General features: G+C 63.4%; 23 protein-coding genes, 5 tRNA genes and 1 pseudogene. 20 read left to right on the forward strand and 9 right to left on the reverse strand.

Features of this window, described 5'->3' with window-relative positions; all coding sequences use genetic code 11:
• Positions 1 to 20: 20 nt before the first annotated feature.
• Entirely contained in the window at positions 21 to 773 is a 753-nt protein-coding gene (locus F3J43_RS07200) for a DODA-type extradiol aromatic ring-opening family dioxygenase (RefSeq protein ID WP_166884170.1), read from the reverse strand.
• 100 nt (positions 774 to 873) lie between these two features.
• Here F3J43_RS07200 and F3J43_RS07205 point away from each other — a divergent pair, with 100 nt between their 5' ends.
• Positions 874 to 1521, forward strand: coding sequence for a thiopurine S-methyltransferase (locus F3J43_RS07205; protein ID WP_166884172.1), 648 nt, complete (start codon positions 874 to 876; stop codon positions 1519 to 1521).
• Between the two features lie 102 nt (positions 1522 to 1623).
• On the opposite strand, the gene htpX is transcribed toward F3J43_RS07205, so the two are convergent.
• Together htpX and F3J43_RS07215 are read right to left on the reverse strand one after the other, a co-directional pair.
• Positions 1624 to 2511, reverse strand: coding sequence for a protease HtpX (gene htpX, locus F3J43_RS07210; RefSeq protein ID WP_166884174.1), 888 nt, complete (start codon positions 2509 to 2511; stop codon positions 1624 to 1626).
• Positions 2512 to 2752: 241 nt separating this feature from the next.
• On the reverse strand, positions 2753 to 3964 hold the full coding sequence (locus F3J43_RS07215; protein ID WP_166884176.1) for a pyridoxal phosphate-dependent aminotransferase: 1212 nt from the start codon (positions 3962 to 3964) through the stop codon (positions 2753 to 2755).
• Between the two features lie 167 nt (positions 3965 to 4131).
• Here F3J43_RS07215 and msrB point away from each other — a divergent pair, with 167 nt between their 5' ends.
• Together msrB and F3J43_RS07225 are read left to right on the forward strand one after the other, a co-directional pair.
• On the forward strand, positions 4132 to 4527 hold the full coding sequence (gene msrB, locus F3J43_RS07220; protein ID WP_166884178.1) for a peptide-methionine (R)-S-oxide reductase MsrB: 396 nt from the start codon (positions 4132 to 4134) through the stop codon (positions 4525 to 4527).
• 12 nt (positions 4528 to 4539) lie between these two features.
• Positions 4540 to 5028, forward strand: coding sequence for a glutathione peroxidase (locus F3J43_RS07225; protein WP_166884180.1), 489 nt, complete (start codon positions 4540 to 4542; stop codon positions 5026 to 5028).
• On the opposite strand, the gene F3J43_RS07230 is transcribed toward F3J43_RS07225, so the two are convergent.
• Positions 5018 to 7330 carry a hybrid sensor histidine kinase/response regulator gene (locus tag F3J43_RS07230; RefSeq protein WP_286184379.1) on the reverse strand — a complete coding sequence of 771 codons (2313 nt, stop codon included), beginning with the start codon at positions 7328 to 7330 and terminating at the stop codon, positions 5018 to 5020. The genes F3J43_RS07225 and F3J43_RS07230 overlap by 11 nt on opposite strands.
• A gap of 182 nt (positions 7331 to 7512) precedes the next feature.
• Here F3J43_RS07230 and F3J43_RS07235 point away from each other — a divergent pair, with 182 nt between their 5' ends.
• Together F3J43_RS07235 and msrC are read left to right on the forward strand one after the other, a co-directional pair.
• On the forward strand, positions 7513 to 8400 hold the full coding sequence (locus F3J43_RS07235) for an ATP-binding protein (RefSeq protein ID WP_166884184.1): 888 nt from the start codon (positions 7513 to 7515) through the stop codon (positions 8398 to 8400).
• On the forward strand, positions 8401 to 8883 hold the full coding sequence (gene msrC / locus F3J43_RS07240; protein ID WP_166884186.1) for a free L-methionine (R)-S-oxide reductase MsrC: 483 nt from the start codon (positions 8401 to 8403) through the stop codon (positions 8881 to 8883).
• 138 nt (positions 8884 to 9021) lie between these two features.
• Here the strand turns inward: msrC and F3J43_RS07245 are convergent, their stop codons facing one another.
• On the reverse strand, positions 9022 to 9789 hold the full coding sequence (locus tag F3J43_RS07245) for a hypothetical protein (protein ID WP_166884188.1): 768 nt from the start codon (positions 9787 to 9789) through the stop codon (positions 9022 to 9024).
• Positions 9790 to 10211: 422 nt separating this feature from the next.
• Between F3J43_RS07245 and F3J43_RS07250 the strand changes: the two genes are divergently transcribed.
• From F3J43_RS07250 to F3J43_RS07270, 5 genes are all read left to right on the forward strand, one after another.
• A tRNA-Glu gene (locus F3J43_RS07250) sits at positions 10212 to 10287 on the forward strand.
• Positions 10288 to 10291: 4 nt separating this feature from the next.
• Positions 10292 to 10367: transfer RNA gene (locus tag F3J43_RS07255), tRNA-Gly, on the forward strand.
• A gap of 94 nt (positions 10368 to 10461) precedes the next feature.
• A tRNA-Glu gene (locus F3J43_RS07260) sits at positions 10462 to 10537 on the forward strand.
• Positions 10538 to 10541: 4 nt separating this feature from the next.
• Positions 10542 to 10617: transfer RNA gene (locus tag F3J43_RS07265), tRNA-Gly, on the forward strand.
• Between the two features lie 81 nt (positions 10618 to 10698).
• A tRNA-Gly gene (locus F3J43_RS07270) sits at positions 10699 to 10774 on the forward strand.
• 43 nt (positions 10775 to 10817) lie between these two features.
• Here F3J43_RS07270 and F3J43_RS24290 read toward each other — a convergent pair.
• Positions 10818 to 11615 (reverse strand): RHS repeat-associated core domain-containing protein, encoded by a 798-nt coding sequence (locus F3J43_RS24290; RefSeq protein WP_353618208.1) that lies wholly within the window; start codon positions 11613 to 11615, stop codon positions 10818 to 10820.
• A 130-nt stretch (positions 11616 to 11745) separates the two neighbouring features.
• Here F3J43_RS24290 and F3J43_RS07280 point away from each other — a divergent pair, with 130 nt between their 5' ends.
• The gene (locus tag F3J43_RS07280; RefSeq protein ID WP_166884193.1) at positions 11746 to 13059 is read left to right on the forward strand and encodes an RHS repeat domain-containing protein; all 1314 of its coding nucleotides are present in this window, start codon (positions 11746 to 11748) and stop codon (positions 13057 to 13059) included.
• Positions 13060 to 13076: 17 nt separating this feature from the next.
• Positions 13077 to 13571, forward strand: a complete 495-nt coding sequence (locus tag F3J43_RS07285) for a hypothetical protein (RefSeq protein ID WP_166884195.1) — start codon at positions 13077 to 13079, stop codon at positions 13569 to 13571.
• A 103-nt stretch (positions 13572 to 13674) separates the two neighbouring features.
• Here F3J43_RS07285 and F3J43_RS07290 read toward each other — a convergent pair whose 3' ends face one another.
• Positions 13675 to 14085, reverse strand: a complete 411-nt coding sequence (locus F3J43_RS07290) for a PA2817 family protein (protein ID WP_166884197.1) — start codon at positions 14083 to 14085, stop codon at positions 13675 to 13677.
• Between the two features lie 225 nt (positions 14086 to 14310).
• The gene (locus F3J43_RS07295; protein ID WP_166884199.1) at positions 14311 to 16758 is read right to left on the reverse strand and encodes an acyl-CoA dehydrogenase; all 2448 of its coding nucleotides are present in this window, start codon (positions 16756 to 16758) and stop codon (positions 14311 to 14313) included.
• Positions 16759 to 17448: 690 nt separating this feature from the next.
• Here F3J43_RS07295 and F3J43_RS07300 point away from each other — a divergent pair.
• The 3 genes from F3J43_RS07300 (at position 17449) to F3J43_RS07310 (ending at position 19915) form a co-directional block, all read left to right on the forward strand.
• Positions 17449 to 18072 (forward strand): glutathione S-transferase, encoded by a 624-nt coding sequence (locus tag F3J43_RS07300; protein ID WP_166884201.1) that lies wholly within the window; start codon positions 17449 to 17451, stop codon positions 18070 to 18072.
• Positions 18073 to 18206: 134 nt separating this feature from the next.
• Positions 18207 to 19139: an ABC transporter ATP-binding protein gene (locus F3J43_RS07305; protein ID WP_166884203.1), complete on the forward strand. Its 933-nt coding sequence runs from the start codon at positions 18207 to 18209 to the stop codon at positions 19137 to 19139.
• The gene (locus F3J43_RS07310) at positions 19136 to 19915 is read left to right on the forward strand and encodes an ABC transporter permease (RefSeq protein WP_166884205.1); all 780 of its coding nucleotides are present in this window, start codon (positions 19136 to 19138) and stop codon (positions 19913 to 19915) included. Before F3J43_RS07305 ends, F3J43_RS07310 begins: the two co-directional genes overlap by 4 nt.
• A gap of 45 nt (positions 19916 to 19960) precedes the next feature.
• Here F3J43_RS07310 and F3J43_RS24025 read toward each other — a convergent pair.
• Positions 19961 to 20440 (reverse strand): annotated as a pseudogene (locus tag F3J43_RS24025) (DUF2062 domain-containing protein); the annotation flags it as partial.
• A 156-nt stretch (positions 20441 to 20596) separates the two neighbouring features.
• Here F3J43_RS24025 and F3J43_RS07320 point away from each other — a divergent pair.
• The 5 genes from F3J43_RS07320 (at position 20597) to F3J43_RS07340 (ending at position 25327) form a co-directional block, all read left to right on the forward strand.
• Positions 20597 to 22798: a DNA internalization-related competence protein ComEC/Rec2 gene (locus F3J43_RS07320; protein ID WP_205297694.1), complete on the forward strand. Its 2202-nt coding sequence runs from the start codon at positions 20597 to 20599 to the stop codon at positions 22796 to 22798.
• A 216-nt stretch (positions 22799 to 23014) separates the two neighbouring features.
• A complete protein-coding gene (pocA, locus tag F3J43_RS07325; RefSeq protein ID WP_205297695.1) occupies positions 23015 to 23659 on the forward strand; it encodes a flagellar polar localization protein PocA in 645 nt (214 codons plus the stop codon).
• Positions 23656 to 24090 (forward strand): flagellar polar localization protein PocB, encoded by a 435-nt coding sequence (gene pocB / locus F3J43_RS07330; protein WP_166884211.1) that lies wholly within the window; start codon positions 23656 to 23658, stop codon positions 24088 to 24090. The genes pocA and pocB overlap by 4 nt, the downstream gene beginning before the upstream one ends.
• Entirely contained in the window at positions 24090 to 25100 is a 1011-nt protein-coding gene (lpxK, locus tag F3J43_RS07335; RefSeq protein WP_166884214.1) for a tetraacyldisaccharide 4'-kinase, read from the forward strand. Before pocB ends, lpxK begins: the two co-directional genes overlap by 1 nt.
• Before the next feature lie 41 nt (positions 25101 to 25141).
• Positions 25142 to 25327: a Trm112 family protein gene (locus F3J43_RS07340; RefSeq protein WP_011532874.1), complete on the forward strand. Its 186-nt coding sequence runs from the start codon at positions 25142 to 25144 to the stop codon at positions 25325 to 25327.
• Positions 25328 to 25329: the final 2 nt, after the last annotated feature.

The following is a 25329-nucleotide window of genomic DNA, read 5'->3' on the forward strand; positions in this document are numbered from 1 at the left end:
CAACGCGCCCCCGGCATGCTTCAGTCGAACCTGTAGATATCCATGCCCAGCGCCCCCAGGGTAAACCCCTGGTGCACGATCCCGATCCGCTCGCCAGCTCCCATGGCAAAGAACAGGGGCAACAGGTGCTCATCGCTCGGGTGATTGCGCACCGCGTACGGTGCCTGCTGCCGATAGTCCAGCAACGCGGCCCGGTCATCCGCTTGCAGGCGTTCCACCACCCAGTCGCGAAACGCCAGTGCCCAAGGCTCGATCGAATCCGCTCCGGCATGCCAGTCCAGTTCGCCGAGGTTGTGCGTGATGCTGCCTGAACCAATCAGCAGTATCCCTTCCTGGCGCAGCGTGGCCAGTGCCGCGCCGACTTCGAGTTGCAGGGCCGGGCCTGACTGGCTGGGCAGCGATACCTGGACCACCGGGATGTCTGCTGCCGGGTACATCAACGACAACGGCACCCAGGCGCCATGGTCGAAGGGGCGCTGTTCATCCAACTGCGCACCCAGCAGCCCGGCAATCCGCCTGGCCAGGCCGGGCTCGCCCGGCGCGGGGTACTGCACGGCGTACAGCGCCGGCGGGAAGCCACCGAAGTCGTGCCAGGTCCGCGGCTGCGCATTGCCTGTCACCAACAGTTCGCGGCTTTCCCAGTGTGCCGACACCACCACGATCGCCTTCGGACGGGGCAGGGCGCGAGCCAGCCCGGCCAGGGCCGGGCCACTGGCACCGGGTTGCAGGGCGAGCATCGGGGATCCATGGGAAATGAACAGGCTGGGCAGCATGGCGAGGTCCTGGCGGGTAAGATGCGTTCATCTTCGATCAGGCAACGATCGAGATCCAATATAAGTTTTCAGGCCTATATATCGAAGAATTGGAGGAATCATGGAGCCAGCGTTCTGGCACAAGCGGTGGGCGGACAACCAGATCGGCTTCCACCAACCCCAGGTGAACCCGTACCTGCAGGCGCACTGGCCGACGTTGGGGCTGGCTCCGGGCGCGCGGGTGCTGGTACCGCTGTGCGGCAAGAGCCTTGACCTCGCCTGGTTGGCCGCCCAAGGGTATCGGGTGCTTGGGGTTGAGCTGTCGCGACGGGCGGTGGAAGAGTTCTTCGCCGAGCATGGCCTGGTGCCACAGATCACCCAGCAAGGCGCTTTCGAGGTGTGGCGTGCCGATGAGGTGGAACTGTGGTGCGGGGACATCTTCGAACTGCGCGCTGAGAACCTGGCCGATTGCACCGGGTTGTACGACCGGGCGGCACTGATTGCCCTGCCGCCGGACATGCGCGAACGCTACCTGGCGCTGCTTGGCAAATGGCTACCGGTTTGCAAGGGTTTGCTGGTGACGTTGGACTACGACCAGTCGTTGATCGACGGTCCGCCGTTCTCGGTGCTCGATGCCGAAGTGCAGGCAGGGTTTGCCGGATGGCGGGTCGACGAGGTCGAGGCGCGGGCGATTCTGGACGAGAGTCCGAAGTTTCTGAAGGTCGGCGTGGCCAGCCTGGTGGAGCGGGTTTACCAGCTGCGCCGCTGAGCTGGCGTTTGTCTTGTGCAGGGGCGACACAAGGCCGCTCCTGCACAACAGGTAGAACAAATAAAAAGGGCGACCGTAGTCGCCCTTTTTTTCAGCCGTGGATCAACCGCGGCGACGCAGCGCGTCGATGCGGTCTTCCAGCGGCGGGTGGCTCATCAGCAGGCCGGCCAGGCCGTGCTTGAGGCCGCCATTGATGCCGAACGCCTTCAGGGTGTCGGGCATGTGCACCGGCAGGCCCTGTTCCGAGCGCAGGCGCTGCAGGGCGCCGATCATCGCGCCGGTACCGGCCAGGTGGGCGCCGGCTTCGTCGGCGCGGAACTCGCGGCGACGCGAGTACCACATGACGATGATGCTGGCGAGGATGCCCAGGACCAGTTCGGCGACGATGGTCGCGACGAAGTAGGCAATGCCGTGGCCTTCTTCGTTCTTGAAGATCACCCGGTCGACGAAGTTGCCGATGATGCGGGCGAAGAACATCACGAAGGTGTTCACCACGCCCTGCACCAGGGCCATGGTGACCATGTCGCCGTTGGCCACGTGGCCGATCTCGTGGGCCAGCACCGCGCGCACTTCGTCCGGCGAGAAGCGCTCCAGCAGGCCCTGGGACACGGCCACCAGCGCGTCGTTGCGGTTCCAGCCGGTGGCGAAGGCGTTGGCCTCGTAGGCCGGGAAGATGCCCACTTCCGGCATCTTGATACCGGCTTCGCGGGACAGCTCCTCGACGGTCTGCAGCAGCCACTGCTCGTGGCGGGTGCGGGGTTGGCTGATGATCTGGGTGCCGGTGGTCATCTTCGCCATCCACTTGGAGATGAACAGCGAGACCAGGGAACCGGCGAAACCGAACACGGCGCAGAAGACCAGCAGCTGGGTGAGGTTCAGGTCCACCCCGTTGGCGGCCATGAACCCGTTGAAGCCGAACAGGCTCAGGGTAATGCTTGCAACCAGCACCACCGCGAGGTTGGTGGCTACAAACAACAGAATGCGCATCATGGTTGTCACGTTCTCCTGACGGATGAAATTGGTGCGTACTGCGGGGGTATATAAGGGGGCGGTCACGCGGATTCAACCGGGCGACTATTTCAAACTGTGTACAGCGGAGTATGGCAGAGGATGCTGCAAAGGCCGTGAGACAGAGCGTTGCAGGATGTAAGAAGAAATCTTGCCGACAGGAGCGGCCTTGTGCCGCGAAAGGGCTGCTGTGCAGCCCTCCTGTGACGCAAGGCCGATCGTATTATTGCGAGTAGGTACGCAGGAAATTGCCGATGCGCCCGATGGCTTGCTCCAGGTCATCCACTCGTGGCAGCGTCACCACGCGGAAGTGGTCCGGCCATGGCCAGTTGAACGCGGTGCCCTGGACGATCAGCAGCTTTTCCGACAGCAGCAGGTCGAGGGCGAATTTTTCGTCGTTGAAGATCGGGCACACCTTCGGGTCGATGCGCGGGAACGCGTACAGCGCGCCCATCGGCTTGACGCAGCTGACCCCGGGGATGTCGTTGAGCAGTTCGTAGGTGCGGTTGCGCTGCTCCAGCAGACGGCCTGGCGGCAGCACCAGGTCGTTGATGCTCTGGTAACCGCCCAGGGCGGTCTGGATCGCATGCTGGGCCGGCACGTTGGCGCACAGGCGCATGTTGGCCAGCATGTCGATGCCTTCGATGTAGCTCGTCGCGTGGTGCTTGGGCCCGGAGATGATCAGCCAGCCGGAGCGGAAGCCGGCCACGCGGTACGACTTGGACAGGCCGTTGAAGGTCAGGCACAGCAGGTCCGGGGCCAGCGAGGCGGTGCTGATGTGCACGGCTTCGTCGTAGAGGATCTTGTCGTAGATCTCGTCGGAGAACACCACCAGGTTGTGCTGGCGCGCCAGTTCCAGCATGCCCAGCAGCAGCTCTTTCGAGTACACCGCGCCGGTCGGGTTGTTCGGGTTGATGATCACCAGGGCCTTGGTGTTCGGGGTGATCTTGGCCTTGATGTCCTCGAGGTCGGGGAACCAGTCGGCCTGCTCGTCGCACAGGTAGTGCACCGGCTTGCCGCCGGCCAGGCTCACTGCGGCGGTCCACAGCGGGTAGTCGGGCGCCGGGATCAGCACTTCGTCGCCATTGTTGAGCAGCGCCTGCATCGACATGACGATCAGCTCGGACACACCGTTGCCCAGGTAGATGTCCTCGATGGTGACGCCTTCGATTTCCTTCTGCTGGCAGTACTGCATCACGGCCTTGCGTGCGCTGAACAGGCCTTTGGAGTCGCTGTAGCCCTGGGCGGTCGGCAGGTTGCGGATGACGTCCTGGAGGATCTCGTCCGGCGCTTCGAAACCAAACGGCGCCGGATTGCCGATGTTCAGCTTGAGGATGCGGTGGCCTTCCTCTTCCAGGCGTTTGGCGTGCTTGAGCACTGGGCCGCGAATGTCGTAGCAGACATTGGCGAGCTTGTTCGATTTGCTGAACTGCATGATGAGATCCCGATTGAGAATGCGCGGCGCGCCGCCGTCGAAAGGTTTGAAAGGGCGGGGCGCGGGTGCCAGACTTGGCGCCTGGCACACGAAGCCAACTAATATACGTGCCACCCGCGCCAGGGAAAAGACGGCGCGGGGTGAAATTCAGCCTGCCGAGGTCCCCTATGCAAAAGATCGACAAGACACTGGACGAGTGGCGCGCGATGCTCGACCCCGCCCAGTATCAGGTGTGCCGCCTGAAGGGCACCGAGCGGCCGTTCAGCGGCAAGTACAACAGCGAGCGCCGTGAAGGTATCTACCACTGCGTCTGCTGTGACCTGGCGCTGTTCGACGCCAAGGCCAAGTTCGATTCCGGCTGTGGCTGGCCGAGCTTCTATGAGCCGATCGAGGCCGCCGCGATGATCGAGATCCGCGACACTTCCCACGGCATGATCCGTACCGAAGTCACCTGCGCGCAATGCGATGCCCACCTGGGCCACGTGTTCCCCGACGGTCCGCCGCCGACCGGGCTGCGCTACTGCATCAACTCGGTGTGCCTGGATTTCAAACCCCGCGACTGACGGAGCGCGACGATGGCCGATGCATTGCTGGATATTCCCTGCGTCACCCTCGCTGGCGAGCACAAGGTGCTCGGCGATTTCCCCGGCAAGGCACTGCTGGTGGTCAATACCGCCAGCCAGTGCGGCTTCACCCCCCAGTACAAGGGCCTGGAGCGCCTGTGGCAGGCGTACCGCGAGCAGGGCCTGGTGGTACTGGGCTTTCCCTGCAACCAGTTCGGCAAGCAGGAGCCGGGCGATGCCAGCGAGATCGCGCAGTTCTGCGAACTCAATTTTGGCGTGAGCTTCCCGCTGTTCGCCAAGGTCGATGTCAACGGTGGCGCCGCCCACCCGCTGTTCGTCGAGCTCAAGCGACGTGCGCCTGGCGTGCTCGGTACGCAGAAGATCAAGTGGAACTTCACCAAGTTCTTGCTCGACCCGGCCACGGGCAGGGTCAGGCGCTTCGCCCCGACCACCAAGCCCGATCAGCTCAAGGCTTCCATCGAGGCGCTGCTCAGCCGCTGACCGGCACCCAGTGGTCGATCAGCGCCAGCAGCTCTTCGCGGCGAAACGGCTTGGCCAGGTAGTCGTTCATGCCCGCGGCGCGGCAACGCTCGCGCTCCTCGGGCATGGCGTTGGCGGTCAGGGCGACGATCGGCAGGTCCGGCCAGCGTCCGCTCTGGCGCATGCGCCGGCTGGCCTCGTAGCCGTCCATCACCGGCATGTTGCAGTCCATCAGCACCAGGTCGAACTCGCCTTCCTCCAGCATCTCCAACGCCTCGGCGCCTTGGGCGGCGACCTGCACCTGGCAGCCGAGCTTGGCCAGCATGCCCTTGGCCACCAACTGGTTCACCGGGTTGTCTTCCACCAGCAGGATGCGTGCACGGCGTTCCTGGGATGGCGGGACCTCGTGGGGCAGAGGCGCGCTGGGTTCGCCCTGAAGGGTGCGACGCAGGGTCTGGTACAGGGCGTTGCGCGCCAGTGGCCGGGCCAGTTGCTGCAGCGGCGCCAGTTGCTCGGCCTGTTCGCCGGGCAGGAAGCTGCCATAGGCGGTCACCAGCAGGATCGGCGCCTGTACCGTCGGGCGCAGGTCGAGCACGTGATCGAGGTCGTCGGTGATCAGCAGGTCCACCGACTGTCCGGCCAGCTCGGCCGCCGTGGCGAAGTGCGTGTAGTCCAGCCCCCAGCGCGGCAGCAGGCCTTGCAGCAGTTCGGCCAGGCCGCTGCTGGCGTTGCCCAGGGCTACGATATGCCCGCTCAGCGGCGCCGGCGGGATCGCCTCGGTATGGGCGGGCAGCGGCAGGTCGGCGCTGAAGCGGCTGCCGAAGCCCGGTTGGGACTGGATGTTCAGGTGGCCTTGCATGGCTTTGCACAGGTTGCGGGTGAGCGCCAGGCCCAGGCCGGTACCGCCGTATTGGCGGGTGATGCCGGCGCCGGCCTGGGTGAACGGCTGGAAGATCCGCGCCTGGGCTTCCTCGGGGATGCCGATGCCGGTGTCGCTGACTTCCAGGCGCACGCCGCCGACAATGCTGCTCAGGCGCATGTCGACGCGGCCGAAACGGGTGAACTTGAGGGCATTGGACAGCAGGTTGCTGACGATCTGGCGAACCCGGGTCGGGTCGCCCAGCACCGTGCTGGGGAAGTCGGGGGCGATCAGGCAGGTCAGCTCGACGCTCGGCGCGGCATTCTGTGACAGCAGGTTGGCGGTGTCCTCGACCATCGCCCCGAGGTCGAACGGGATACGTTCGAGCTCCAGCTGCCCGGCGTCGAATTTGGACAGGTCGAGGATATCGTTGAGCAGCTCGACCAGCACTTTGCCCGAATCGTGGGCGATGGACAGCTGCTGGCGCTGTTCAGGGGCCAGGCCGCTGTCCAGGGCCAGGGCGATCATGCCGAGCATGCCGTTGAGCGGGGTGCGGATCTCGTGGCTCATGTTGGCCAGGAACGCCGCGCGGGCCTGGGCCATGTCCAGGGCGCGCTGCCGGGCCTCGTCGAGTTCCTGGTTGGACTGGCTCAGGCGGCTGTTGCTGGCCTTGAGTTCGTCGGTGCGGGCCGAGACGATGTCTTCCAGCTCGTTGAGGTACTGGGTCAGGCGGTTCTCGGCGGTGCGCCGCTGCTGGATCTCGGTGGCCATGCTGACGAACTGCTGGTTGGCGACTCGCACCAGCACGCCGATCTCGTCGTTCTCGTGGCCCTTGGGGCAGTCCACCCGGGTCTGCCGCGGGGTACGCGCGTCGTTGCCGCTCAGTGCGCCGATCACCGTGACCAGCGGCTTGGTCAGCATCAGGTAGAACAACGCCAAAAGGATGCAGGTGAGCACCAGGCTGCGGGCGAAGCCATTGACCAGGGTGACCCCGGCGCGGTCGAGGAAACGCCCGCCGAAGGCATAGGTGTCGACATCCAGGTACAGGGTGCCGAGGTATTCCTGGGGCATGTGGGCGAGGAACAGGCGGTCCTGGAACTGGCGTTGCTCGCCGAACAGGAAGTCCGACAGTGGCCGGTAGCGGCTCTCCTGGCGCGGGCGCTGGACGTCGGCGAGTACCGTGTCGTTGTTGTCGATCAGCCGTGCGCGGATCAGGGCGGGTGACTTGAGCAGGCCGCCGGTGAGCTCCTGGGCCAGTTCCGTGTCGATGTTGTAGGCGATGCGTGACGCAGTGTCGTGGCTTATCTTCAGCAGTGCCTGAATTTCACGGTTGATGGATGCGTCTTCGCTGGCATAATCGATGCCGATCTGGATGAGACTGAGCAATGTTCCCAGGATGAAGCCGACCAGGACTGTCAACCGGGCTTGCTTGTATGACAGGCGATTGGTGAACTTGATATCCATGGGTCCCAAGCCGGTTACTTGCTCCGTGCGCTGCGCAAGCATAGCCGATCAGCCCTGGCTGCTGGCGGGTCTGTCTGTTCATTTCAGTTGATCGCTGCAAACGGGGCCTATGGCCCATCGCCGGGCAAGCCCGCGATGGCGCCTCCAATGCCCTGGATAACTGAAATCCATAGGAGCCCATCATGGACGCCCGCCTTACTGCTTTTCTCGAACGCGCCGAATCGGTGCTCGCCCGCCTCGAACCCCTGCTGCCGGCCCCGCGCCCGGACATCGACTGGGCCCACACCCTTGCCGCGCGCTGGCAGCGTGATGGCCGTAGCGGCTACCTGATGCCGTTGGAGATCAGCCTCGACATTCGCCTGTCCGACCTGATCGGTGTCGATCAGCAGCGCGAGCAACTGGGCCGCAATACCCATCAGTTCATCAACGGCATGCCCGCCAACCACGCCCTGTTATGGGGTTCGCGCGGCACCGGCAAGTCGTCGCTGGTGCGCGCCCTGCTGGCCGAACACGCCGGCCAGGGCCTGCGCCTGATCGAGATCGAGCGCGACCACCTGGCCGACCTGCCACGGGTGGTCGAGCAACTGCAGAGGCTCGAGCAGCGTTTCATCCTGTTCTGCGACGACCTGTCGTTCGAGGCCGGGGAGGGCGACTACCGGGTGCTCAAGAGCGTGCTCGACGGCTCGCTGGAACAGGCGCCGGACAACGTGTTGCTGTATGCCACTTCCAACCGCCGCCACCTGGTGCCGGAGAAGCAGAGCGACAACGAGAACTGGAAGATGGTCGATGGCGAGTTGCATCCCAACGAAGCAGTGGAGGACAAGATCGCCTTGTCCGATCGCTTCGGTCTGTGGCTGTCGTTCTACCCGTTCTCCCAGGAGCATTTCCTCAACGTGGTCGAGCACTGGATCGGCCAGCTGGCGCGCCCGGCCGGGCTCGACTGGCAGCGTGACGAAGCGCTCGACATCCTCGCCGTGCGCTGGGCTACCGGCCGCGGCAATCGAAATGGCCGTTGTGCCTATCAGTTCGCCCGCTACTGGGTCGGGCTGCAATTGCTGGAGCAGAAATAAATGATCGACCTCAACGCCAGTGGTCGGGGCCTCGACGGCTACGACCTGCTGGCCGCGCAAGTGCAGGCGCTGTTCGCCGACGAGCGCGACTTCATCGCCAATGCCGCGCAGTTCTCGGCTTTCCTGTTCAACCAGGTGGACGACTTGAACTGGGCGGGGTTCTACCTCAACCGTGACGAGGAGCTGGTACTGGGCCCGTTCCAGGGCCAGGTGGCTTGTGTGCGCATTCCCTTCGGTCGAGGTGTCTGCGGTGCTGCTGCGGCAACCCGACAGACCCAGCGAATCGAGGATGTGCATGCGTTCCCTGGACATATCGCTTGTGACAGCGCGTCCAACAGTGAGCTGGTGATTCCACTGGTGAAGGCCGGTCGGCTGATCGGCGTGCTCGACCTCGACAGCCCGAAGCTGGCGCGCTTCAGCGAGGCCGACCAGGCCGGGCTGGAGCGCCTGGCGGCGATCTTCCTCGAGTTGAGCGATTGCTGAAATGAAGAAGGGGCCTGCAAAGGCCCCTTTCTTCATCTGGCGCCGGGGCCGCTTCTCGCGTCTTTTCCGGCTGGAATACGCACTCCTGCAGGGGCGGCCTTGTGTCGGAAGCGGCCCCGGGATCTGTCAGGCGACTGATCAGTCGTAGATCACCTTCTTCTTCCAGGTCTCGTCTTCGTCGGTCTTGAGTCCCTGGGTCAGTTCGTTCTGGTCGTCCGCCGCCGGCTCCATCTGGTCCAGTACCTGGGCATTGGCGCGGGCCAGCAGTTTCTCCAGGTAGGTGAGCTGTTCTTCGTACTGCTTGGGCTCCGGCTGCTTGCGCAGGTACTGGACGCCGCGCTCGAAGGCCAGGCGTGCCTGCCCCGGCTGACCTTGCTGCAGCGCCTGTTGCCCCAGGTTGTTGAAGAACTCGATGTGCAGCAGTACCAGGATGTGGCGGATTTCCTTGACCCAGTACTTGCCTTCGTTGCTGGCCAGGAAACCTTCCTGGGTGGCCCGCACGATCTGGCTGTGCAGCAGCTCCAGCAGGAAACGTACATCCTTGGCCTTGGCTTCGGTATGGATGGGCGAGGGGGGATTGCTGACCGGGATCCGCTCGGCCTGGCCGATCAGGCCTTCGAGTTCGGCGATGCGTGCTTTCAGTTCGCTGCTGTGCTTGTCCAGGGCCAGTTGGCGCTGGTTGAGGTTCAGCTCCAGGCGGGTCAGCAGCAGCTTGAGCGCCGGGGTCATGAACTGGCCGGGGAAGGTTTCGGTGATCTCGCCGCAGCGGCGCAGGCGGTCGGCCAGCTCGACCTTCAGGCGTGCGCGTTCGAGCTTGCTGTTCTCGACCACGTTGTTGAGATAGCCGATCACGATCAGCAGCGCGATGCCCGCAACGATAAGCAGGGTGATCAGAAGTGGTGTCACCGTTAACGCCTCATGAAGAAGTTTTGCATCTGATAAAAGAGTGTAGTGAGTTCGCCCGGGAGCGAACAGTGCAGCCCGGCGGAACCAGCCCGCTCCTAGAGTCTGTCTGCAGGAGCGGTGATCCTCCGGGGTGCGCGTGGCAACCTTGCTTCTATGTCGGCCGTGCTGCGCATATCTACAGTTGATGGCACATGGCTATGAGCTTGCCGAGGCTATGTCAGAAAATCAACGCCAATCCCCGGACACATCCTGCACCACCCCCAGTGACGACGGGAAGTCATTGATTTAAATAAATTTCTACAAAGGGGTTGACGACCTCGCGAGGCATCCATAGAATGCGCGCCACTTGCAGCGTAAAGCACACAGCGAAACGCGGCAGGGAGTGAAAGCGAGCATTGTTCAATAGGCGATGCTAGCAGCGTGTCCCCTTCGTCTAGTGGCCTAGGACACCGCCCTTTCACGGCGGTAACAGGGGTTCGAGTCCCCTAGGGGACGCCACATTGCGGGAATAGCTCAGTTGGTAGAGCACGACCTTGCCAAGGTCGGGGTCGCGAGTTCGAGTCTCGTTTCCCGCTCCAGTTTCTCCGGCACTGCTTTTCGGCAGGGCGGGAAAAGAAAATCCAGGCTGAATTGTGAGGTTCATGATCTGGTGCGCTGAAAAGCGTTGGGTTTGTCCCCTTCGTCTAGTGGCCTAGGACACCGCCCTTTCACGGCGGTAACAGGGGTTCGAGTCCCCTAGGGGACGCCATATTGCGGGAATAGCTCAGTTGGTAGAGCACGACCTTGCCAAGGTCGGGGTCGCGAGTTCGAGTCTCGTTTCCCGCTCCAGTTTCAAGGCATCGTTCATAGCGGTGCAGGTGATGAAGGTCTTCAAGGCACTTCATGACAAATGCGGTAAAGCTTCACCCTGCGGGAATAGCTCAGTTGGTAGAGCACGACCTTGCCAAGGTCGGGGTCGCGAGTTCGAGTCTCGTTTCCCGCTCCAAATCGAAAACGCCACTTCGTTAGAAGTGGCGTTTTTTTTTGCGTTATTCGCCAGCGCTGCCTCTGCGAATGTCATTGGGGGAATTCGCCCCGTCGTTAATATTGCTCGAAACCGATGTTCTGGGTGTCCGGTCTTGAATAGCGGGGTTTGTTACATTGGGTGGCGTAGGAGAAGTATTCGCTTTGGGCCCTTTGACGCTCAATGCTATATCGATGATCGAGAGCGGGGTCCCGACATAGTTCGCATACTTCGTAACCTCCATCGCCGCTTCATTTGTATAGCCCGAGGTTTGGTAAACCAATGACCCGACAAACGAGACCGTTTGCAGGGCCGCGTTGGCGACGGCCATAGCCGCCATGGGCGCGGTAACTCCTGCCGTGAAGATGGCTGAAACGACCATGATGGCTGCTACCGCGTAGGACAACACCAGGTTGATGGACTCCATCATGATGCCAACCCAATCGAGGCTAGGTCGGTTGGCTATGAGCCACAGTTGCTCGGGTGTAAGCTCCACGCCCCTTTCTCCTCGCTGAGCGAGGCCTCGTTCCCCTTTTTCCGCGATGCCGCGGGAAGCCCGCCCCGTCGGATCGGTGAAGGTGATGGGGTTGCCTTGGCAATAGGCATAGCGATTGATGTCACCTTCGTCGAATGGGCTTAGGGTATCCGGGGCCTGGAAGCGCATCAGTGCGGGGTTGTAGGCGCGGTGGCCACGGCCTAGCAGATACCAGCCGCTTTTGGGGTCAAGGTACTCGCCGTTGAAGCCCAGCAGGCTGGCCAAGGCGCCGAAACGCTGGCCGTAGGCGCTGTATCCGGCAGTGGGCTCCGGGCTGTCGGCGATCACGCTGCCACTGGCGGTGCAACTGAACATTCTAGTTGTGGCGGGGTCGCCTGCTTGCTGCTGGCCCAGTGGCAGATCCCCGGCATGCAGCAGGTGTGTCAGTATCGCCGTCCAGGAATCCGCAGGGGCCGAGGTGAAGGTGCTGGGTATCCAGGGTTTCGATGGTTTGGGCAGGATGACGCTTTCCAATACCGGAGGGAGAGAGCAGACGCTCACCTATGATGCGGGAGTACGCAAACCCAAGACCGTGACGACGCCCGAAGGCAAGATTCACTATACCTATGAGCTCAAGCTCAACGAGAGCCCCGAATCGCGCTTGATGGGTGCTGATGGGCTTGCAGTGGTCTACGACTACGACAAGAAGAATGCGCGTCTGAACGGCTGGACCATGCCTGCCGAAAGTGGGCGTCCGTGGCAGAAACTCAAACGTGAGTATTACCAGACCGGCCAGATCAAAAGTGAGACCTGGACTCAGCACGAAAGTGGCGATGAACAAGCGCCGCCGATCGGTGAGCCACAAGTCCAGCATTATGTTTACAGCCACCGAGGCCGCCTGCTCAGCTATACCGATGTCCTGGGACAGATCCAGACTAACGACTACTACCCTACCGGGCAGTTGCAAAAGACCACGCTGACTGACAAGACCGGCAAGGTATTGCTGGAAACCGACTTTACTTATTACGAGCTTGGACAACTCAAATCGTATACCACCTATGGCCGAGAGGCTGGCCAGTCACTGGCCACGGAATTGACATGGGACGAGTTCGATCGCGAGACCGGGCGCAAGTTTACGGCAGGGTCGCTGGTACAGACGCTTGAACAGGAATACGACGACGTGGACGCCTTGCTAATGCGCACGTTGTCCGAGGGGCAGGTAGATCTGCGGGTCGAAAAGTATGAGTACGACGAGCGCCAACGCTTGAGAAAATACACCTTCACTGGTCGTGGGCTTGACAAGGATCCCTACCAGCCACAAGACCCTTATGGCAACTACATTACTTGGCAACAGTTCTTCTTCGATGCCTTGAATAATATCATTGAGGTGGTAACTACATTTGTCGGTGGCTCGAATACCGCGACCCACCACTTCGAAGGCAAGGATCCGGCGCAGTTGAGCAGGATCACCAATAAAGCCACGGACCCGATGGTGCGCACATTGAACGGCTACCCGAAAGAAATTGTTCTCGGGTATGACGATAATGGCAACCTGACTAACGATGAGCAGGGCCGTGTGCTCAGGTACAATGCGCTTAATCAGCTGTTGTCCGTGAGTGAGAATAGCAAGATTGTTGCTTCATACTTCTATAATCCGCAAAATATTCTGATGGGCACGGATGAAGAACAGCGCTTCTACCTTGGCGACGAATTGACCGCGCTCAAGACCGACAATGGTGGAACGCGTATCAGTACTTCGCCGGCAGGGCCGTTGGCTGAGATTACACTTTAGCAAGGGCAGGAGTGAGGATGATGAAGTATATCGCATGCAGTGTAGTAATATTGTTGGGTACGTCGCTGGCAGCTGCTGCAGGTACCCAGCTTCCGCACGAAGAGTCCGCCAGTCGTCAGGAGTCAAACGTCGGGAATATCGTGATTTACGATAAACAGCAAGAGAGATCTTGCTCGCTCCAGCCTATAGCAGGAGTGAATGAGGTGTACAGGTTTGGCAGCGGCAAGACCTGTACATCATTACCAAATGATGAGGCCTATTATTTTAAAATTGACGGTGTGCCGTCCGCGGTGCTCGTCACTTTTTACGACAATTCCAACTGTTCCTCCACTGGTAACTTCATCATCAAGGTGCGTACAATGCAAAGTCCAACAACTACTGAGCCCATAAAACTCAGTACTGCGCACTCGAAGCCAGTTAATGAAATTCTTGCTCCGGGGCTAAGATTGGAATATAAGGCAGGGTCAGGGCAAGTGGATGGCAAGTTGTCATGCGTAAGAATAGAGTACTGACGATGCGATTGTCGTTCAGCTGCTGAGAAGAAAAAGCAGAACACGACCAGTGATAAGCCAGATGCCCATGGCACGCCACGCGGTGCCATGGGTATTTTCATTGTCAGTGAGACGAATCGCCGTTTGCGCTATGGGCTCGTTGCTTTTCCAGGTGCCATTCGAAGGTTTCACCTTTTTGCTCAGCAAGATAACGACGTTCTTCCAGTTCCTGGTACAAGGCCAGCTCTTCATCCGGCATGAAATGCAGGCAGTCGCCAGCAAAGAACCACAGCAGGTCGCGCGGTACCAGGTGGGCGATCTGCGGGTAGCGCTGGATCACCTGACAGATCAGGTCCTGGCCCAGATACTGGCTTTCCAGTGGGTCCTGGGGCAGCAGGGTGAGCAGTTCGTCGAAACGCTCGAGGAACAGGGCGTGGCTTTCCTCCGGGACCTGTTCGGCTTCACCCAGCGCGACCAGGATGGTGCGCAGGTGGTGGAGCAGTTGCAGGTGGTACTCCAGGTGGGGGGTGGCCATGGCGGCGCTCCTCGGTGATTGAAACGGGGGCGGAGTATACGCCGGTTTTGCACAGGCTGGCAGCGGGGCGGTGTCAACCTTGTCGCGGGGCAAGCCCGCCCCCACGAGTCGCGGCGTAGTTGCCTGGCGACAGCGGGTTGTCTGTTTGGGCCTTGTCGCGGGGCTGGCCCGTTCCCACAGGTCGAGACGCAGATGCCTGGAGGGAGCGGGCTTGCCCCGCGATCATCAGCGTACGAGACCTTGCACCGCTGCCAGTTGCGTCTTGTCAAACGCATCCACGTCGATTACCGCCCGGCGCGCCCGCTCGGCGGCATGCAGGCGTTGACCTTCCTCTGCCGGCAGCACGCCGGCCGCCACGGCCGCGTCGATCGGCGATTGTCCAGGTGCTGCCCGCACCTTGCCTTCCTTGACCGCCTGGTGCAGCACCTTGTGCAGGGGGGCTACATCGTCCAGCAGGTCGCTGGCCCGTTGCAGCGCCGCCACCGGGTCGCCCTCGGTCTGTGGCCGGAAGCAGCCGGTGAGCAACTCTTCCAGCGCCGGGTCACCCTGGCGCCGGCCGATCAGCTCGGCCACTTCGGCATCCAGTGCGTCGCTCGGGCCGGTGTGGCGGCGGCCGAAGGGGAACACCAGCACGCGCAGGGCGCAGCCAATGAAACGGTTGGGGAAGTTGTCGAGCAATGCGTCGAGGGCTTTCTCTGCCTGGCCCAGGCTTTCCTCCAGGGCCCAGCGCAACAGTGGGCGCAGGTGTTCCGGCGAGCCGAGGTCGTGGTAGCGCTTCAGTGCGGCGCTGGACAGGTACAGGTAGCTGAGCACATCGCCCAACCGGGCACTGAGGCGTTCGCGGCGCTTGAGAGCGCCACCGAGCAGCATCATCGACAGGTCGGCCAGCAGGGCGAAGGCCGCCGCTTGCCGGTTGAGAGCGCGGAAGTAGCTCTGGCTCAAGGCATCGCCCGGGACTTTCTCGAAATGCCCGAGGCCCAGTCCCAGTACCAGGGTGCTGGCGGCGTTGCCGGCGGCGAACAGGATGTGCTTCATCAGCAGCTCGTCGAACTCCACCAGCGCCTGGTCATGGTCTTCGCGACCGGCCAGGGCCATTTCCTGGAGCACGAACGGATGGCAGCGGATCGCGCCCTGGCCAAAGATCATCAGGTTGCGCGAGAGGATATTGGCGCCCTCGACGGTGATGAAGATCGGCGCTCCCTGCCAGTTGCGGCCCAGGTAGTTGTTCGGGCCCATGATGATGCCTTTGCCGCCGTGCACGTCCATGGCGTGCTGGATACATTCGCGACCGCGCTCGGTGAGGTGGTACTTGAGGATTGCCGACAGTACCGAGGGCTTCTCGCCCAGGTCCACCGCGTTGGCGGTGAGCAGGCGGGCGCTGTCCATCAGCCAGGCATTGCCGCCGATACGCGCCAGCGACTCCTGGATACCCTCGAAGGCCGCCAGCGGCACGTTGAACTGTTCACGGATGCGTGCGTACTGGCCGGTGACCAGGCTGGTGTACTTGGCCGCGCCCGTGCCCACTGCCGGCAGCGAGATCGAGCGGCCCACCGACAGGCAGTTCATCAGCATCATCCAGCCTTTGCCCAGCATGGGTTGGCCGCCAATGAGCAAGTCCAGCGGCACGAACACGTCCTTGCCCCAGTTGGGCCCGTTCATGAACGCCGCGCCCAGCGGCAGGTGGCGCTTGCCGATTTCCACGCCCGGCGTATCGGTGGGGATCAGTGCGAGGCTGATGCCCAGTTCCTCTTCTTCGCCGAGCAAGTGGTCCGGGTCGTAGGCCTTGAAGGCCAGGCCCAGCAGGGTGGCGACCGGGCCGAGGGTGATGTAGCGCTTTTCCCAGTTCAGGCGCAGGCCGATGACTTCCTCGCCCTGCCACTGGCCCTTGCAGATGACTCCGGTATCGGGCATGGCGCCGGCATCGGAGCCGGCCAGGGGGCCGGTGAGGGCGAAGCAGGGGATCTCCTCGCCGCGGGCCAGGCGGGGCAAGTAGTGGTTGCGTTGCTCGTCAGTGCCGTAGTGCAGCAGCAATTCGGCCGGGCCCAGGGAGTTGGGCACCATCACCGTGGAGGCCAGGTCGCCGCTGCGGGTGGCGAGTTTCATCGCCACCTGGGAATGGGCGTAGGCCGAGAAGCCCTTGCCCCCGTATTCCTTGGGGATGATCAGAGCGAAGAAGCCGTGCTGCTTGATGAACGTCCAGGCCTCGGGCGGCAGGTCAAGGTCCTGGCCGATCTGCCAGTCGCTGACCATGGCGCACAGTTGTTCGGTGGGGCCGTCGATGAACGCTTGTTCTTCGTCGGTGAGCTTGGGCGCGGGATAGTCGAGCAGGGTGTTCCAATCCGGGCGACCGCTGAACAGGTGGCCATCCCACCACACGGTACCGGCGTCGATGGCCTCGCGCTCGGTCTGCGACATTGGCGGCAGGGTGCGCTGGAACCAGCGGAACACCGGGGCGGTGAACAGCTTGCGGCGGGGCTCTGGCAGGGCGACGAAGGCGACCTTGATGGCGATCACCACCCAGATCAGGGCCAGCAGCCAGCCAGGGGCGTGACTGAAGATCCCCATCAGCAAGGTGAAGGCGGCCATGGCCGCGAGAATCTGCAGCGGCGGCAGGCGCCGGTGCGTGAGATAGAAGGCGCCAAGCACCAGGACCAGCAACCACAACAGCAACATAATCCATTCTCCTTGGATAAGCGGGGGCGTATGGCCGACCTACTGAGCTTAGACGCGCTGCGCTGAACGGCCTGCCTTGATGACTGACCGCTGGGGGCGGTGGGCGTTCGATGGGGGGGATTGCGGGCTTGCCCGGTGATGGATTGGTGAAAGGGTTGCCATGGGCTTGCCGGGAGGGTTGTAGCGCCTGAGAGACCGAGCGCCGCCCGCGCGGCGCATCGCGGGCTTTCGCCCACTCCCACATTTGTTTCGGGCCAGTTTCCCCTGTGGCATTGCCTGGTCCGCCTTGTTGGGAGGACTCGGTTTCAGCGTGGGCGCTGCTGGCGCTTCGCCTGGCTTGAGGCATGCACCAAGGCAGACAGAGGTATCTCCACAGGACTGCATCGGCCGAAACAAGTGTGGGAATGGGCAAGGCAACTGTGGGAGCGGGCGAAAGCCCGCGATGCGCTGCTGGCGCTTCGTCTGGCTTGAGGCATGCACCAAGCCAGACAGAGGTATCTCCACAGGACTGCATCGGCCGAAGCAAGTGTGGGAATGGGCAAGGCAACTGTGGGAGCGGGCGAAAGCCCGCGACGCGCCGCGCGGGCGGCGCTCGATCTCAAAAACACCACGAGACTATCGACAGGCGCCCCAAACCCTGCTGACACTTGGAGTAGACTGTCTCACCTCCGCATTCATAAGGACGTTGCCATGCTGAAGATCTGGGGCCGCAAGAACTCAAGCAATGTGCGCAAGGCGTTGTGGATCGCCCACGAACTGGGCCTGGACTTCGAGTCCATCGATGCCGGCGGTGCCTTCGGCGTGGTCAACGAGCCGCATTACCGCGCCCGCAACCCCAACGGCCTGGTGCCCATGCTCGAAGACGGCGAGTGGGTGCTGTGGGAGTCCAATACCATCGTCCGCTACCTGTGCGCCGAATACGGTGCCGAACAAGGCTGGTACCTCGACGACCCGCGTCAACGCGCCCTGGCGGACAAGTGGATGGACTGGACCACCTCGTCCTTCGCCGGCCCGTTCCGCCCGCTGTTCTGGGGCCTGTTGCGCACGCCCGAGGACCAGCGTGACTGGGTGGCGATCAACGCCGCACACAAACAATGCGCCGAGCTGCTGGCCATCGCCGATGCCACCCTGGCCACCCAGCCCTACCTCTCTGGCGAGCAGATCGGCATGGGTGACATCCCCTTGGGCAGCTTCATCTACGCCTGGTTCGAAATGCCCATCGAGCGCCCGGCCATGCGCCACCTCGAAGCCTGGTACCAGCGCCTGAAACAGCGCCCGGCCTACCAGGCGGCAGTGATGACCGCGCTGACGTGACGTCACTTCGATAGTCATCATCAATAGATGTGACTGTACTTGTGCGGCCAGCCCTTGCACCATGGCCGCATTCACTGCGCCAGTGACGTTGCCTGGCGTGTCCTGAACCCTTTCAAATCGGTACCTGACCCGCCATGAGTTCCGCCCTGTCCATCCGACAGCTGACCAAGACCTACGGCAACGGTTTCCAGGCCCTCAAGGGCATCGACCTGGACGTCGCCGAAGGTGACTTCTTTGCCTTGCTTGGCCCCAACGGCGCCGGCAAGTCCACCACCATCGGCATCCTCTCGACCCTGGTGAACAAGACCAGCGGCACGGTCAATGTGTTCGGCCATGACCTGGACCGCGAGCCGGCCGCGCTCAAGCGCTGCCTGGGCGTGGTGCCCCAGGAATTCAACTTCAACCAGTTCGAGAAGACCTTCGACATCGTCGTGACCCAGGCCGGCTACTACGGCATCCCGCCCAAGGTGGCCAAGGAACGCGCCGAGCAGTACCTGACCCAGCTGGGCTTGTGGGACAAGCGCGACGTGCCGTCGCGCTCGCTGTCCGGCGGCATGAAGCGTCGCCTGATGATCGCCCGGGCGCTGATCCACGAGCCGCGCCTGCTGATCCTCGACGAACCGACCGCCGGGGTCGACATCGAGCTGCGCCGTTCCATGTGGAGCTTCCTCACCGAGCTCAACCAGAAAGGCATCACCATCATCCTCACCACCCACTACCTCGAGGAGGCCGAGCAGCTGTGCCGCAACATCGGCATCATCGACCACGGCACCATCGTCGAGAACACCAGCATGCGCCAGTTGCTGGGCAAGCTGCACGTCGAGACCTTCGTCCTCGACCTCAAGCACGACCTGCCTGCCGCCCCTGAGCTGCAAGGCTATCCATGCCGGCTGATCACCCCGCATACCCTCGAGGTACAGGTGGACAAGGACATCGGCATCACTGCACTGTTCGGCCAGCTGGCGCTGAAGAACATCGAGGTGCAGAGCTTGCGCAACAAGACCAACCGACTCGAGGAACTGTTCGTGTCCCTGGTGGAAAAGAACCTGTCGAAGGTGGCCGTATGAGTGTGGAACTGCGCACCAACTGGGTCGCCCTGAATACCATCGTCTACCGCGAAGTGCGGCGTTTCCTGCGGATCTGGCCGCAGACCCTGCTGCCGCCGGCGATCACCATGGTCCTGTACTTCGTGATCTTCGGTAACCTGATCGGCCGGCAGATCGGCGACATGGGCGGCTTCACCTACATGGAGTACATCGTCCCGGGCCTGATCATGATGTCGGTGATCACCAACTCCTACGGCAACGTGGTGTCGAGCTTCTTCGGCAGCAAGTTCCAGCGCTCGATCGAGGAACTGATGGTGTCGCCGGTATCGCCGCACACCATTCTCGTCGGCTATGTGCTGGGCGGCGTGTTGCGCGGCCTGGCAGTGGGGGTGATCGTGACGATCCTGTCGCTGTTCTTCACCCAGTTGCAGGTGCACCACCTGGGCGTGACCGTCATCGTGGTGCTGCTGACCGCGACCATCTTCTCGCTGCTGGGCTTCGTCAACGCGGTATTCGCGCGCAACTTCGACGATATCTCGATCATCCCCACCTTCGTGCTGACACCGCTGACCTACCTGGGCGGGGTGTTCTACTCGATCAACCTACTGCCGCCGTTCTGGCAGACCGTGTCGCTGGCCAACCCCGTGCTGCACATGGTCAACTCGTTCCGCTACGGCATCCTGGGCGTGTCGGACATCAGCATCGGCACCGCGATCACCTTCATGCTGGTGGCTACCGCCGTGCTCTACGTACTGTGCGTGCGCTTGCTGGTCAGCGGCCGCGGCATGCGTGCGTGAGTCCCGGGCGGGTGTGCAGCGGCACTGGCGACGGCGCCATTGCCGGCCCACCCACCAGCGCCAGTACCACTGGGTGGTGAAGTAGCCGAGCACGCCGAGCACCACCCCGCACACCAGCGAACCCAGCAGGAACGGTTGCCAGATCGTCGCCAACTGGTCGGTGACCCAGTCGACGGTGATCGTCTCGGGCAGCGTGCGGGGCGGTACCTGCATCAGCCAGGCGCCGGTCATGTAGGTGGCGAAGAACACCGGTGGCATGGTCAGTGGATTGGTCAGCCATACCAGGCTCACGGCAATCGGCAGGTTGCCGCGCAGCGCAATGGCCAGGGCGGCGGCCAGCAGCATCTGCATGGGGATGGGGATCAGCGCGGCAAACAGGCCGACGCCCATGGCCCGCGCCACCGAGTGGCGGTTCAGGTGCCAGAGGTTGGCATCGTGCAGCAGCGTGCCGAAAAAGCGTAAGGACTTGTGTTCGCGGATGCTGGTCGGGTCCGGCATGTAGCGTTTGAACAGACGGCGCGGCATGTGGGCTCCCCGCAGGGTTGAAGGGCGTCAGTATGCCTTTATTGAAGCGCAGCCTCGTTCAGAGTTTGTGACAATTGATTAGCAGGATTTCCCCCCCAATCGACTAAGCCTCAGAGGTCGTTTTCGCTTCTGGAGCTCTATCTCATGCGCACAGGGATGTTTGCGCTCGCACTTGGGCTGTTGAGCCTGCGTTTGCTGCCGACCCTGCCATCGGTCGGGTGGCTGGCAGTCCTGCTGTTGCTCGCCCTTGGCTGCCTGATGAGCCGCGGCTGGCCGCTGGGTGTGTTTCTGTTGGGGCTGTGCTGGGCCTGTGGCTCGGCGCAACAGGTGCTCGACGATCGCCTTGCTGCCTCCCTGGACGGCCGCACCCTGTGGCTGGAGGGGCGGGTGATGGGGCTGCCGGCGCGTACCGAGCGCGGTGTGCGTTTCGAGCTGGAGCAGCCGGCGTCGCGCCGGGCAGCATTGCCACAGCGCCTGCAACTGAACTGGTTTGCCGGTCCCGAACTGCGTGCAGGGGAGCGCTGGCGTCTGGCGGTCAGCCTGCGGCGGCCGCATGGCTTGCTCAATCCCCATGGTCCGGATCGTGAAGCCTTGCTGCTGGCACGACGTATCGGTGCGACAGGGACGGTCAAGGCCGGCGAGCGTCTTGAGGCGTCTGCGACGGGATGGCGCGATGACTTGCGCCGGCGTTTGCAGGCCGTGGATGCACAGGGGCGGGAGGCTATGCTGGTGGCCTTGGTGCTGGGCGATGGTGCGGGGCTGGCACGCCAGGACTGGCAAACCCTGCAGGCCACCGGCACGGTGCATCTGCTGGTCATTTCAGGGCAGCACATCGGTTTGCTGGCGGGATTGGTGTATGGCCTGGTGGCCGGCCTGGCTCGTCTGGGTATCTGGCCGGCGCGCTGGCCCTGGCTGCCCTGGGCGTGTGGCCTGGCCATGGCCGCGGCATTGGGCTATGGCGGGTTGGCCGGGTTCGGCGTGCCGGTACAGCGAGCCTGTCTGATGCTGGCGGTGGTCTTGCTCTGGCGCCTGCGTTTTCGCCATATCGGCGCCGGGCTGCCCTTGCTGCTGGCGCTGCTCGGTGTGTTGCTGGTCGAGCCGCTGGCCAGCCTGTTGCCAGGTTTCTGGCTATCGTTCGCGGCGGTGGCGGTGCTGGTGCTGTGTTTCTCGGCGCGGCTGGGAGCCTGGCGGCCTTGGCAGGCGTGGAGTCGTGCCCAGTGGGTGATCGCCCTGGGGTTGTTGCCGGCGCTGCTGGCGCTGGGCTTGCCGGTGAGCCTGAGCGCGCCGCTGGTCAATCTGCTGGCGGTACCCTGGATCAGCTTTGCAGTGTTGCCGCCGGCACTGCTTGGTACTGCGCTGCTGCCGGTGCCTGGCGTGGGGGAGGGCTTGCTGTGGTTGGCGGGGTTGTCCCTGGACGGGCTGTTCCGTCTGCTGGCGCAGGTTGCTGGGTGGTTGCCGGCGTGGCTGCCGGAGCCGTTGCCGCCCTGGGCCTGGAGCCTGGTCGCGTTGGGGGCTCTGCTGGTCCTGCTGCCCCGTGGCGTGCCGCTGCGGCTGCCGGGCATGGTCTTGCTGCTGGCGCTGTGGGTGCCGCGCGAGCAAGTACCCCATGGCCAGGCGGAGCTCTGGCAACTGGATGTCGGGCAGGGGCTGGCGGTGTTGTTGCGGACCCGTCACCACGCGTTGCTGTATGACGCCGGCCCGGCCCTGGGCGGCAGCGACCTGGGGGAGAGCGTGGTGCTGCCGACCCTGCGCAAGCTTGGCGTGAAGCGCCTGGACCTGATGTTGATCAGCCATGCCCACGCCGACCATGCCGGCGGAGCGGCGGCGCTGCGTCGGGGGCTACCGGTGGCGCGGGTGCTGGTGGGTGAGCTCAAGGGGCTGGAGCCTGCCGAGCGCTGTCGCAGCGGCGAGCGCTGGCACTGGGATGGCGTTGACTTCGAGCTGTGGCATTGGCCGCAGGGACCTTCGAGCAACGAGCGCTCTTGCGTGCTGCGAGTGGTTGCCAATGGCGAGCGCCTGCTGTTGGCCGGCGACATGGAGGCCGAGGCGGAGCGGCGCTGGCTGCAGGGCCGGGAGGACCCGCGTATCGACTGGCTGCAGTCGCCGCACCATGGCAGTCGTACCTCGTCGACCGAGCCGTTCATCAAGGCGCTGGCGCCGCGCGGGGTGATGATCTCGCGAGGGCGTGGCAATGCGTTCGGGCACCCACATCCGAGGGTGCTCGAGCGCTATCGACGGCATGGGGTGCAGGTGCATGACACGGCGCTCGAGGGGGCGTTGCGATTGCGCCTGGGCAGTCATGGTGAAGTGCTGGGTACGCGGGCGCAGCGGCGCTTCTGGCGATCCCAGGAAGAGTAGCCCCGGCACGTATTGCGCAATGGTTGAGCTACGCTGGCGCGTAGAAACTTGATGCGCCAGCGATGGCGGGCACCGTTTGCGAGGCAAGCCCGCGCCCGCGCGATTTCAGATCGCAGCGTTGATCTCTGTGCCGTCAGCCTGCCGTGCGATTCCCTGACCTCCGGCAGATGAGCCCCCCGCGTGCCTATGGTAAAGTGGCGGCCTTTTTCCGAGGGGATGCTTACTGTGTGGGAATTGGTCAAGTCTGGTGGCTGGATGATGCTGCCGATCATCCTGAGCTCCATCGCCGCCATGGCGATCGTCGTCGAGCGCCTGTGGACCCTGCGTGCCAGCCGTGTCAGCCCGCCGCACCTGCTGGGCCAGGTGTGGATGTGGATCAAGGACAAGCAACTGACCAGTGACAAACTCAAGGCCCTGCGCGCCGATTCGCCGCTGGGCGAGATCCTCGCCGCCGGCCTGGCCAACTCGCGTCATGGTCGCGAGATCATGAAGGAGTGCATCGAAGAGGCCGCCTCGCGGGTCATTCACGAGCTCGAGCGCTATATCAGCACCCTCGGCACCATCGCTGCCATGGCCCCGCTGCTGGGCCTGCTGGGTACCGTGCTGGGCATGATCGACATCTTCAGCGCCTTTATGGGCTCGCAGATGACCGCCAACGCCGCCGTGCTGGCCGGCGGTATCTCCAAGGCCCTGGTCACCACCGCAGCCGGCCTGATGGTCGGTATCCCGGCAGTGTTCTTCCACCGCTTCCTGCTGCGCCGCATCGATGAGCTGGTGGTGGGCATGGAGCAGGAGGCGATCAAGCTGGTCGAGGTGCTGCAGGGCGACCGCGAAGTGGAAGTGGCCGGAGGCAAGGCGTGAAGTTCCGGCGCAACCGCCAGCGCGAAAGCGTCGACATCAACCTGGCATCGCTGATCGACGTGGTGTTCGTGCTGCTGCTGTTCTTCGTGGTCACCACCACCTTCACCCGCGAGACCCAGTTGCGTGTCGAGCTGCCCGAGGCCGCGAGCGCCGAGCAGGCGCCGGCCGACCAGGGCAAACTGGTGGAAATCACCATCAGCGCCGACGGCGTGTACTCGGTGAACAACCATCTGCTGCCCAAGAGCGACCTGGCGACCCTGAGCGAGGCGATCGAGAAGGAGTCCGCTGGCGACATCACCCTGCCACTGGCCATCAGTGCCGACGGCAAGACCCCGCACCAGGCTGTGATCACCGCAATGGACGCGGCCGGCAAGCTCGGCTTCAGCAAGTTGCGCATGACCACCGTCGAGGCTGCGCAGGGCAATCCCTGATGGCTTTCGCCGACCGTCTGCTCGCCGCCTGGTACACCGGGCATCCGGCGCTGGCGCTGTTGCGTCCCCTGGAGGCCCTGTACCGCCGGGTGGTAATGCGCAAGCGCGCGCGTTTTGTCAGCGGCGAGAGCGCCAGCTACCGTGCCCCGGTACCCGTGATCGTGGTAGGCAACATCACTGTCGGTGGTACCGGCAAGACGCCGATGATCCTCTGGCTGATCGAGCACTGCCGTCAGCAGGGGCTCAAGGTCGGCGTGGTCAGTCGTGGCTATGGCGCCAAGCCCCCTGAGTATCCGTGGCGCGTCGCTGCCGACCAGTCGGCCGATCAGGCCGGCGACGAACCCTTGCTGATCGTCCAGCGCACCGGCGTGCCGCTGGTGATCGACCCTGACCGCTCCCGTGCCGTGCAGGCGTTGCTGGCCAGTGATGCGCCGGACCTGATCCTCTGCGACGACGGCATGCAGCACTACCGCCTGGGGCGTGACCTGGAGCTGGTGCTGATCGACGCCGCCCGTGGCCTGGGTAACCGCCGCTGCCTGCCGGCCGGTCCGCTGCGCGAGCCGGTCGAACGCCTGGACGCTGTCGATGCGGTGTTGTTCAACGGCGCCGAGGCTGATCGTGACGACGGCTTTGCCTTCCACCTGCAGCCCTCGGCCCTGATCAACCTGCGCAGCGGCGAACGCCGCGAGCTTGACCTGTTTCCCGCTGGCCAGGCGTTGCACGCCGTGGCTGGCATCGGCAACCCTCAACGTTTCTTCAACACCCTGCTGGGGCTAAACTGGCAGCCGGTGCCGCATCCGTTCGCCGATCATGCGCCGTACAGCCGCGAGGTGCTGTCGTTCAGCCCATCGCTGCCGCTGGTGATGACCGAAAAAGATGCGGTGAAATGCCGACCATTCGCTGCTGACGACTGGTGGTACCTGGCTGTCGACGCTGTGCCGTCGCCGGCGTTCCGCGCCTGGTTCGACGTGCAGCTCGACCGTCTGTTGCCTGGCCGTCCCCGGCCCTGAGCCTTTTTCATTTTCCGGCCATTGGCCTCTAGGAAACCTCCATGGACACCAAACTGCTCGACATCCTGGCTTGCCCGATCACCAAAGGCCCACTCAAGCTCAGCGCCGACAAGACCGAACTGATCAGCAAGGGGGCGGGCCTGGCCTATCCGATCCGCGACGGCATCCCGGTGATGCTGGAGAGCGAGGCGCGCACCCTGACCGACGAAGAGCGTCTGGACAAATGAGC

The sequence above is a fragment of the Pantoea sp. Cy-639 genome (assembly GCF_011752525.1).
GTDB lineage: Bacteria > Pseudomonadota > Gammaproteobacteria > Pseudomonadales > Pseudomonadaceae > Aquipseudomonas.